The sequence below is a fragment of the Endozoicomonas sp. genome (genome assembly GCF_031844845.1).
GTDB lineage: Bacteria > Pseudomonadota > Gammaproteobacteria > Pseudomonadales > Endozoicomonadaceae > Endozoicomonas.
Genome location: NZ_JAVRMB020000404.1, coordinates 1 through 11,037, shown reverse-complemented (window position 1 = coordinate 11,037; position 11,037 = coordinate 1). Strand labels below are relative to the sequence as shown.

Annotated in this window: 7 protein-coding genes and 1 pseudogene; 6 read left to right on the top strand and 2 right to left on the bottom strand. The window is 41.9% G+C overall.

All coding sequences use genetic code 11. The annotated features are described in order from the left end of the window. Positions 1-91: 91 nt before the first annotated feature. The 3 genes from RM811_RS22405 to RM811_RS22395 all read left to right on the top strand — a co-directional run bounded on the left by RM811_RS22405 (position 92) and on the right by RM811_RS22395 (position 3,010). Positions 92-733, top strand: coding sequence for an MBL fold metallo-hydrolase (locus RM811_RS22405; RefSeq protein ID WP_402528674.1), 642 nt, complete (start codon positions 92-94; stop codon positions 731-733). A gap of 33 nt (positions 734-766) precedes the next feature. After that, a complete protein-coding gene (locus RM811_RS22400; protein WP_402528672.1) occupies positions 767-1,426 on the top strand; it encodes an OmpA family protein in 660 nt (219 codons plus the stop codon). A 237-nt stretch (positions 1,427-1,663) separates the two neighbouring features. Continuing rightward, positions 1,664-3,010, top strand: a complete 1,347-nt coding sequence (locus RM811_RS22395) for an MATH domain-containing protein (RefSeq protein ID WP_402528670.1) — start codon at positions 1,664-1,666, stop codon at positions 3,008-3,010. A 191-nt stretch (positions 3,011-3,201) separates the two neighbouring features. On the opposite strand, the gene RM811_RS22390 is transcribed toward RM811_RS22395, so the two are convergent. Both RM811_RS22390 and RM811_RS22385 read right to left on the bottom strand, forming a co-directional pair. Continuing rightward, positions 3,202-4,341, bottom strand: coding sequence for an acyl-CoA dehydrogenase family protein (locus RM811_RS22390; protein ID WP_402528668.1), 1,140 nt, complete (start codon positions 4,339-4,341; stop codon positions 3,202-3,204). A 47-nt stretch (positions 4,342-4,388) separates the two neighbouring features. Beyond that, positions 4,389-5,189, bottom strand: a complete 801-nt coding sequence (locus RM811_RS22385) for a class I adenylate-forming enzyme family protein (RefSeq protein WP_402528665.1) — start codon at positions 5,187-5,189, stop codon at positions 4,389-4,391. A 470-nt stretch (positions 5,190-5,659) separates the two neighbouring features. Between RM811_RS22385 and RM811_RS22380 the strand changes: the two genes are divergently transcribed. The 3 genes and pseudogenes from RM811_RS22380 to RM811_RS22370 form a co-directional block, all read left to right on the top strand. Beyond that, complete coding sequence (locus RM811_RS22380; protein ID WP_402528663.1) at positions 5,660-10,186, top strand: hypothetical protein; 4,527 nt, start codon at positions 5,660-5,662, stop codon at positions 10,184-10,186. Between the two features lie 171 nt (positions 10,187-10,357). Beyond that, positions 10,358-10,474, top strand: a pseudogene (locus tag RM811_RS24230) (isovaleryl-CoA dehydrogenase); the annotation flags it as partial. Positions 10,475-10,617: 143 nt separating this feature from the next. After that, the coding region (locus tag RM811_RS22370; RefSeq protein ID WP_402528661.1) for an acyl-CoA dehydrogenase family protein at positions 10,618-11,037 on the top strand (420 nt) is incomplete at its 3' end.

The window sequence follows — 11,037 nt, the reverse complement described above, 5'->3', positions numbered from 1 at the left end:
TTCTGGCTACACAGCCAATAAAAGGGAAAGACCCAGCTGTAAAATAATATTAGAATCTTCGCCGGATATGTAAAACTACGGCGAAGGTCAAATGACAAACCAGACAACCTTTATTCGGCAGACTTTCCCTGTTGGCCCCCTCCAATGCAACTGCACAATTATTGGTGACCCGGTTACCCGTAAGGCATTTATCGTGGATCCAGGTGGTGATCCGGAACTGATTATGGCAAAGCTGAGGGAACTGGATCTACAGGTTGTGGCGCTTATTCATACCCATGCCCACCTGGACCATTTCCTGGCCAGCGGGGATATCAAAAAACAGACTGGCGCTCCCATCTATCTCCATGAAGGCGATAAGTTCCTCTGGGATAATCTTGAAATGCAGTGTCGTATGTTTGGGATTCCCTATCGCCCGGTTCCTGATCCTGACTACTGGTTGAAAGATGATGAAGAGTTGCCTTGCTGCGAAGGTGTGGCCATGCATACGCCCGGGCATACACCGGGTTCCATGTGTTTCTGGTTTGAGCAGCCAAAGCTTCTGATTGCCGGAGATACGCTGTTCCGCAGGTCCATTGGTCGAACGGACTTGTGGGGTGGTGATTACAAAGCCATTGAGCGTTCGATCAAACAAAGACTCTATACATTGGATGAGGAAGCCGTTGTGGTTACCGGGCATGGACCGGACACCACAATTGGTGAAGAAATCCGTGAAAATAGTATTATTCGCGGCTAAACAGCTCTGTGCTGATTGCTAAGGAAGATTATCATGCAATTGAAAAAATTATTTGCCGTAGCCACCCTGTTGATGGGCGCTCTGCTTGCCGGTTGTCAGACAACCAACCCTTATACTGGCGATCAGCAGGCCAGTAAATCGACCAAATATGGTTTAGGTGGTGTGCTGGCGGGTGCCGCTATCGGTGCCCTTGCTGATGGCGGTGAGGGCGCATGGAAAGGTGCGTTGATTGGTGGTGCAGCTGGCTCCGGCTATGGGTATTACCTTGATAATCAGGAAAACAGACTGAGGGCTGAACTCCAGGGAACCGGCGTGCAGGTTTATCGTGAAGGTGATCAGCTGAAGCTGATTATGCCGTCCAACATTACCTTTGATTCCAGCAAATCAGATATCAAGTCTGCCTTTTACCCGGTGCTGGGTTCGGTCGCAAGGGTGTTCAACGAGTATGACCGTAACCTGATTCAGGTGGTGGGTTATACCGACAGCACCGGTGGCGATAAGATCAATCTACCCCTGTCCCAGGCCCGGGCTGACAGTGTTGCCAACTATATTGCCTTTCAGGGTGTCGATGGCAGTCGAATCACTGGCTACGGCCGTGGCTCAATGGATCCGGTTGCCAGCAATAATACCTCAGAAGGGCGGGCTAAAAACCGTCGTGTAGAAATCAACTTGCTGCCAGTTCCACAGCGTTAATCCTGTTAGCGGCGGAATCGTCTGTATTCCGCCCGTATCTTGTTCTTCCCTTTACCATAGTCCCAATAATATTTTGCTTTATTGGGAACTCTTTCTTGTTTTGCTGGTCAATAATCCAAACTGATGTTGTTTAATTCTGAAAATGAAAAGAATGCACAGAACTGATATTGATGATTATGGCTATGGCTTTAGGTTAATCATAATGGTCAGTGAGTAGGTTCCGGTGATTAATTCTTTATGTTTTTGATTGAGGTGTTTATGTATCCTGATTCCGTTATGCCTTCTCAAGAGGGGGTGCGCAGTGCTCTGAGAGCCATGTATGGTAAGAAAAATAAAATTGATACCGGAAACTATACCCGTATTCCAGGGTCAAGAATTGGTGTCAGGAATGATGTGATTTTAAATGGAGAAACTGGGCAGCAAGGTGTTAGTTCAAATAGGCGCGTCGTGAAAAACACCATTAAGAATACTCCCAGTATGATGAATATGGAAACTCGGGATCGTATTCCTCAGACAAAACTTGGACAAGCGCATATCACAATAATTGAGATAGATGGGAATCGCTATCTGTATCAGCAAAATGAGAATGCTAATAATGCACTGTGTCGTATTTCTGAAAAAAATAAGCACCCTTGTCTGGAATCGGTATTTATTGGAGGGGATGATAACGGCTTCGTAGATAAAATAGTTGCTAAGGCAAATGACATGATTGTTAAGGAAGAAGCAAACAAGGATGAAGCAAATGAAATGATTGCTGAGGCAAAAAAAAAGAATGGAGAAATGAATATAAAAAAATATGAAGCAGAGAAGCTTACTGAAGAAGATAAACCTAAAAAAGATGAAATATTAAAGGAGGTTAGTGAACTGTCAAAGAACGCTGGTGTAATGTGTGCTACTGCAATGGAAATGATTGCTAATGCAGATGATCAATTGGGTGTTGCCAGGAAAATTAAGTATTGTTATAAAGGTAAGGATTGGAAAAAACTCAGGGCAAGTAATAATGAGTGCCTTGAAAAGTTCAAGGAATTTGATGCCCTGTCAGGTCATGTATCTATTGAACAGTCTGATCAAAAGGTTACGATTAGCATAAACCATTTTAATGAATTATTAATAGCTGCTCATGCTATTGATAACTGCTTGGAATATGAAGAAGTAAAGGGTTTTGTGACTGTGGGTCGTGGTAATATTGAGTGCAAGGTTGTATCGCCTGTTCTTGAGTTGGTATCAGGTTGTAAAATTAATCTGCGTATGTATCCCAATGGTAAGGGAGAAGAACAAGGTAAGAGCCTGTCTGTTTTTTTTGATATGGTCGGTAATGGCGGGGCGAAAGATAAATCATTACCAAAGCCATATATTAAAATGGAGGTGGCTTTGGTTAATCATGCGGATAAATCAAATAGTGTGCTTGCCAATATGGAATCAGGAAGAAATAAATACCTTCGAGAACCAGCCATGGTTGATCTTGAATTATTAAAGGATAGTGAAGAATCCAAAAGTTATTTTCTGAAAGATGATATTTTGGTTATGCACTGCCAGTTCCTTGATAGCATCCCGCTAACAGTAGTATCAGTTAAGAAAAATTGAAAAAAGATGATCGGCAGAAACCCTTTGATCAATCAATGCAGCCTATAGGAGTGAGGGGGTAGTGAGATGTTTACTTCCCCCTTATTCCCTGCTTTTCTATAATGGAGTGACAGTTGTCTTGGGGAGTATTCAGCTATTTTTGCTTCCGGGAACAGACCGATTCAAAATTCAAGGCCTGACCCCGGAATCCGTTAAAGCTCCATCGCTTTGGCAATAACTGTCTTCATAATCTCATTGGTACCTGCATAAATACGACTGATACGCACATCACGGTACATCTTTGAAATCGGGTATTCATCCATAAAGCCATAACCGCCATGGAGTTGCAGGCACTCATCCACCACTCGGCACAGCATGTCCGATGTCCAGTATTTGCCACCGCAGGCATCAGCGGCACTGAGTTTGTTGTCGTTTATCAGTTCTATCATCCGGTCAACATAGGCAAAGCCAAGGTCAATCTCGGTTTTCATTTCCGCCATTTTAAACTGGGTATTCTGAAACTTGCTCACCGGTTGTCCAAAGGCCACGCGGCCTTTTACATAGTCTTTGGTCAGGTCCAGGGCGGCCCGGGCGCTGGCGACCGAGTCAATGCAAAGATAGAGACGTTCTGCCGGCAATTTCTCCATCATATAAATAAAGCCTTTGGCAGGATCTCCCAAGACATTGTTTTTCGGGATTTTGACATTATCAAAGAACAGTTCTGAGGTGTCCTGGGATTTCATTCCCATCTTTTTCAGGGGCTTGCCCCGGGAGAATCCTTCCATACCCCGCTCTACCAGAAACAGTCCCATTTCATGAGGGTGATCAGGGTTGGTTTTTGCGGCAACCACAACAATGTCGGAAAGAATACCGTTGGACGTAAAAATCTTGGAACCATTTAACAGCCAGTGGTCGTCTTTTTCTTCGGCATGGGTTCTCATTGAGGCGAGGTCACTGCCAGCTCCCGGCTCGGTCATGGCAATGGCCAGAATGGCATCTCCGCTGGTGCAGCGGCTGAGCAACCGTTGTTTCTGTTCTTCAGTGCCATGGCTGATCAGATAGGGAGCCACGACCATATTGTGCAGGCCAAGCATAAAGCCCCGTTCATTGACCCGGGCCAGCTCTTCAAACATCACCGCATCAAACCGGTGGTCAGCAATACCAAGGCCTCCGTATTTCTCTTCCGCCATGGGCACGAGGAAACCGTGTTCACCGGCCTTGCGCCAGAGATCCCGGTCAATAATGCCATCTTCCTCCCACTGTTCCTGATGGGGAATAATTTCTTTTTCCACAAAACTGCGAAAGGCAGTCCGGAACTGCTCGTGATCCTCATTAAAAATCTTTCTTGGCATGTACATTCTGGTTACTTCCGCTTAAGGCTGGCCTATGTCAACAGAGCTTAATTAATGCTGCGGGTTTTCTTATCCCAGTATGGCTCTCTCAGCTCATTTTTCAGGATTTTTCCTGCGCCAGACAGAGGCAGTGGGGCGTTATGAATCGAGATGCTTCTTGGGCACTTGTAATCAGCAATCAGAGTTCGGCAGTGCTCCATGATTACCGCTTCATCAGTTGTGATTCCCGGTGCCGGGACGATGATGGCATGTACCTGTTCACCCCATTTCTCACAGGGAATGCCGATAACCGCGCATTGGGCAACGGAAGGGTGTTTATGAATGGCATTTTCAACTTCGATGGAATAAACATTCTCTCCACCAGAAACAATCATGTCTTTCACCCTGTCTACAATATAGACAAATCCATCGTCGTCCATTCGTCCACTGTCGCCGGTATGCAACCAGCCATTTCTCAAGGTGTCCCGGGTGGCATCGGACAGGCCAAGATACCCCGGCATGACATTTGGGCCTTTCAGGCAGATTTCACCAATGTCACCGGAGGCTACGGGTTCATGGTGCTCATTGAGTATCGCCACCTCTACGGCAGGAATTTTCCACCCGACAGAATTCAGACGGCCGCTGAAAGCACCGGTTGTTGCACGGTATTCCGGTGACAGCCCGGGGAATGAATGGTGAAGTTTCTGTCTGTCCGTAACGCTGGTAAACGGGTATGCGGAGGGACGTCCATGGCTTTGACAATGATGGTCTCTGGTATGGGGATGCAGCAGCAGCTGACCGGCAGCCTGACTGAAAGCAACAAATTTCGGATTATTCAGGGGGATGGTTTCAGCCTTGTGTAAAAGCATTCAGGCAGGCGGGCAAAGGTGTTTTCAAAAGTCGGTACTTCGTAAGTGATCAAAAACCACTGGTAAGAATGCAAAACAGTAGTACATCATTTTTGCTATAACTGAGTTACAGAGATATTGCATTATAGTTTGCCAGTACTTTTTGAGCAGTTACGGTACTTCAGGATTTATCAAACTTATACTTCGCTGGCATTGGCAGCCCCCCGACTATTTTACTACGCTTCTCTCGCCTTATGAATTTCAATAAGAGTTCAAAAACTGAATGTTTTTATTAATAGTTAAAAAATGGAATAATTTCGTAAAAACACGGATAGCTCTCAGGAGGAAACTGGAGTTGGCTAATGCTGTTTATTTTCATAAGGATTAGCGATGATGATCGGTAGTATCGGTAGTAATTCCCTGATCGATTAATTGGTAGTTATTGCTTTTAAAAGTCGCAACTGATCTGAATTTAAAATTGGTAAATGACTATGGAATATTCTACTGGCAGTATCTCTTACAGCTCGGCTGTTAAATCGTTGAGAAGAGAGCCAAAAAGACAAGATCCGAGGAAGCTTGGTGAGCATTCGGTCAGTGAGGGGAGTCGTTTTAAGCAGACGACGAGTCATTTTCGGCATGCCCAGAGTGCTGAGGGAGGCTATTATGACCCTGAAGGCTGTGCAGCGATTAGTGATCGTAGCGTTCAATCCTGCAATGCTAATGGTTCAGACCAAAAAAAGGTTTCTGGTGGCTTAGGGAAAAGAACCGGTAATTCCGGAAATAAAAGAGAAAAACAGAGCTGGCGATCAAAGGATGGGTACAGTGCCGGACGTTATCAGGCAAAAACAGCTCAGGTAAATCAGGGTCATGGAAAAAACAGTCATAAATCAGGAGTAAAAGTCACGTACAAAGATCTTAGAGACGCTGCCAGCAAACTAAAAGAATGTTATTACCGTAATGAGAAAGGTGTAACAGCAGAGAGGGTTCTTGATGCTTATGATAAGATTGGAGGCCCCGATAAGGCGTGCTCTATTACCTACTTTCTGGAAAAGATGTTTACAGAAAATCGAAGCCTTGCAGATGATAAACTTGTTACTGCAGAAATGGTAGCCAATCACTATTCGAACGCAGAAACAGTGTGTGAAAAAGCCATTAGTAAGGGATGGATCAAGCAAGAAAGATTGGATGAAATACGCATTAAAGGCGCACGGTTTTATGAACGTCTTTTATTTAATAATAATACATTGAATGGTGAGTGTATTAAACCTGAAAAGGTTATTAATAACATTCCTGATACAGATAAAGGGCGACTGTTTCTGGCCCATTTTTATAATGAATTATATATCAAAGATAGGTTGTTGGAATCTGGCCCTGTCACTGCGGAAATGGTTGATGAAAAATATTCGAAGGCAAATTCTCATCTTCATCAAACTCGGTTTTATGAATGGCTATTTCTTCATGACAAGAAGCTGAAGGGTGTTAATCTTGATTTCAGTATGATTTATGAACGTTATGGCACGTTTGGAAGTTGTGAAAGTCAGGCTATATTTTTATCAGAGATGAATTCACAGAAAAAACATGGGGTAGAATTGGAGGATGTGTTTAAGGCATGTGGTAACTCAAAAAAAGATCAGATTTCAAAAGCAATCAGTCTTGCTAAATTATATGAAAATAATGAGACGAAGTTATCGGCTGAATATATTTTGGATCAATTCCCTACGGATACACGGAAGGAAAGAATTTGCAAGGCTAGATTCAGGAGAGATCTATGCCTTAATCAAGTGAAGGTCGATGGAAATGTTATTGATGCCGATACAGTAATAAACGAGCTTGATATGTTGAATGCCACTCAGGAACTCGGTTATTTTTACATTAAACTATTCTTACAAGGTGTTCATTTGCCTGGTAAAACATCAACGGCAGTAATTGTAAAAAAAAGATTGGAAGAAATGAAGCTTTTCCAGAAGTTAGGACGTTTTCTTGAGCATTTATGTTTGAACAATATAACTATGGATGGAAAGAGAGTCTATCCTGAAATGGTTATTGATGCTTATAAAAAATCAGATGACAGTCATGAGGACTTAGGAGTGTTTTATCATTTGATTTATGTTAAAGGATTAATGGTTGATGGAAAATTTGTAACAATAGAAACTATCCGTGATTCTTTAAAGGGTTGTCACAGGTCTTTGTCCAAGTTCAATTCTTATCTATATCAGTCAGGTAAGGCTGTGAAAGACAAAGAAATGCCTGAGTCAGATACGGTTTGTCAGTTAACCAAAGCTAATAATTTATGGCATGAATTTCTGGCTTATAGTTCAAATGAAGTTTCAGTAGAAATTATATTAAATGCTTATCCTGATACTAGAGATGGCAAAAGAGCTAAGGCTTTTGTCTTACAAACTATTTATTTAAACGGTATTCATTGTGATATCCTGCTATCGGCTGAAAATCTGGCTGACCAGTTTGAGGAATTAAATGATAAGCTAGCGTTAGCCATCCTTTATTCCAAACTATATTGGTATGGATTGGGAAAATTCAGGGGTAACCCATTAACCTTGGAATTCATTAGTGAAAGCTTCCCGGACACTCGACAAGGTACTTTAGCAAAAGCCAAATTTTTTGGAGATTGCTGCATTGCTAATGTTATATTTGACGTAGTCGAAAATGACGAGATGGTGAGGTTAACGACAACAGTCGTTGAGAGATTGTATACGAAAGTGAATGCAACGTTGTCGTTTGCCATATTTCTTGAGCGACTGTATCTGAAGGGGATGAAACATAAGCGTGAGTCTATCCTTCCAGAAAGTATACTGATGAATTATCGGAAATGTTGCGCAGGTTTATTTGAACTTGGTAAATTCTACAAGATATTATGTTTGATGGGAGAAGATATTAACGGGAAGTCTATTTCTTATGAAGTGGTTCGGATGCACATGCCTGATTCAAAGGAAGGGCAAGTCTGCTATATCAATTTTCTTGAGAAACTGTTTTTTAAAGGGAGTGAATTGAATGGTGCTCCACTTACATTAACAGTGGGTGAGTCTTCTGAAGCTTCAAAGACTACCCTTTTGGCAGGTGAAGCACCACCCGTTAAAGGACGACTACCCGAATTATTCAGGGCAAAGCAGGGTGGTCAGCTGATTCAAGCTGGCGATGTAGCCGCTTTATATAAAAATGGAGGTTTTGACTTTGAGTATGCGGTTTTTATTAAAAATCTAGCCTTGTCAGGTCAATTACTCGATGGAATAGTGCCTGGAGACCAGATGGTACTTGATGCTTTGAGTAAGGCTAATGCAAGGACAGACTATATTCAGATAGATTACCTGATTCAACGTATACGTATTGTAATGGAAGATTATTTTTATGATGCTGTAAAGATGCGTAGCTTATTTGTCGATGGCATAATAATTTTAAAAAAAAGACGATTGGATGATAAATTAAAAGTCAGATCTGTTAGTCTAAAAGTTTGTGCTCTGAGGTGTAATTTCCAGAACTTGCCTGAAACAGATGATAAAATATCTTCGGGTACTATTATGAAAGAAATTCACTCGATTAAAAGTCCGGTGATTTGTGCAAGATTGAAATTCTATTTTTTGGCAGAGTGCTACTTCAGCAACTGGGATTTTGGTGGGCAACAGATCAAGTTTAAAGATGTTCTAGATTGTTTAGATAATATACCAAAAGACAGTATGAGGTACGCATTAAAAAGATGGTTTGAAGAGGAGGATGAATATCTACATAGAGCTAACGGTGAATTAGATTGTTTTTTTCAATTTTCGGGGCGTGATTGTATTAAAATGGTGGCATATCCTTCAGGTAATTTATCTGAATTAGCTATAACTAACAGCGGTATTTCTGAACAATTAAGTTCTGACTCTGAATACTTTGATGCTTTAACTCCGGAGCTGTTGCAAGAGAGCTGTTGTTTTCAGAATGATATTAATGAAGAAAAAAAAATAGATGTAAGCAAACACTTGCGAGATAATTCTATTTTTACAGAAGATGCACTAACTCATTACGGTCAAGCTGATGCCTGCTATCAGACTGAAGAAAAAATTAAACAAACGGGTGGTGTTTTACCTTCGTCAGATACTGTTAAAAAAGAAAGTTCTGATTTGGTCTTCGGTAATATTTCTGGTTCTCCCTTCGTTTATAACGTGTTTAAGGCTATAAGCGAAGTGAATGAAAAATTTGCTAATCCAGAGATTATAGTGTTTGGTTCTTTATCTCGGCTGCTTCAAAATATCGAAAAAGAATATAACGATATAGACTTGATGGGCACAGAGAAAAGTATACAATTTCTGATTGATTCGATAAAGGATGAGTTTAATAATAGAAGTTGTGAGGATGTACCTGTGCTAGTAAGAATATCCAGGATCGAAGGATGTATGGCGTTGGATATTCCATCTATTGTTTTAATTGCAGTAAGCTCCGGTTGTTTTTTCAATAAAAGCCTGATGGTTGAGTGTAATATCTTTTCAGATGATTCAGTGGCGGCAATAAAGTCTGTTAATATTGATATTGAAAATAAAGATTCTAAATTTCGGGTGAAAGTTCTCTCCTTCTATGATGAGGTTGTATTGTTGGGTAAGAATATTCAATATATGACAGAGCTACTGTCAGAAGAAAGTATTGGAAGATTAATTTGTAATAAAGTGAAAATAACCAGAACTATTGTTTTTGATAAACACCCTAACGTTAAGTTTAGATTGATGATGAGAGTTATGCTTTTGCTAAATAAGGCTGCGCAATTTTCCAATATTCTTAATCTTCCTGTTGATCATTCTCCGTTTAAAATCAATGATATTGGTTTCATCAAAAAGTTTCAGGAATTGGTTTGCATGCTTGAAAATAAGTTAGGCAGTGACAGGCAGTTTGAAGAGTTTTCCAGAGAAATGAATAGCTGGCTATCTAAAGATATACCTGTATATGTCTATCAAAATAAAAGGAATGATTTTATTAAGAAGTTAGCAGATAAAGCTGCTTCAATGTTAAATAAAAAACTAACGTCAGAGTGAAATATTGTTAAAAGGAACATTCGTTTAAGTACCTGTGCAGTTGATAACCCATACACGGCTTGTCAGACATCTGAAAGCAAGTAATCAGATGCTTGACAAATACTCATGAGGAACCATCATCATGATTTTTTTTCCGTGAAAGAAAAGCGTTGAACCACAAAGGTCGTTCGGGATGGTGATGACTATATTCTCAATGGCTCCAAAATCGACATTACCAATGGCCCGGTAGCGGATGTCTGTCTTGTTTATGCTCGGACTCAGCAGGGCATGGGGTCAAAGAGAATCACTGCCTTTGCCGTGAAAGAAAATTGCCACGGAGATACAAAGACACGGAGAAAAGAACAAGCTTTTCCTCCGTGTCTCCGTGTCTCCGTGTCTCCGTGGCCAAAACTTTCATGGGTGAGGGTGACGAACAATCGTCATGAGCATTTGTGGTAGAAACCAGCTGGCCCGGTTTCAAAGTGGTCCAGAAGCTGGACAAAATGGGCTTCCGTGGCAGTCAGACGGCAGAACTGGTATTTGAAGACCTGCGGGTTCCCGTCAGCAATATTGTTGGTAAGGAGCATGAAGGCCATAAGGTGGTGATGAGTGGGCTCGACTTTGAGCGCTCCATGATTGCCCCGATTAATACCGGTATTGCAGAGCGGGCACTGGAACTTTCCATTGATTATGCTGGTACACGACAGCAGTTTGGTAAACCCATTGGCAGGTTTCAGATGGTACAGGCGCGTATTGCGGATATGTATGTCTGGGTCGAAACCATGAAAGCTTTCAGCTGGAAAGTGCTGGCAGAAGTCTCCGAAGTGGATGAAACCCAGGCGGGCCGGGGGGAGATTCATGCCCGGACGGCG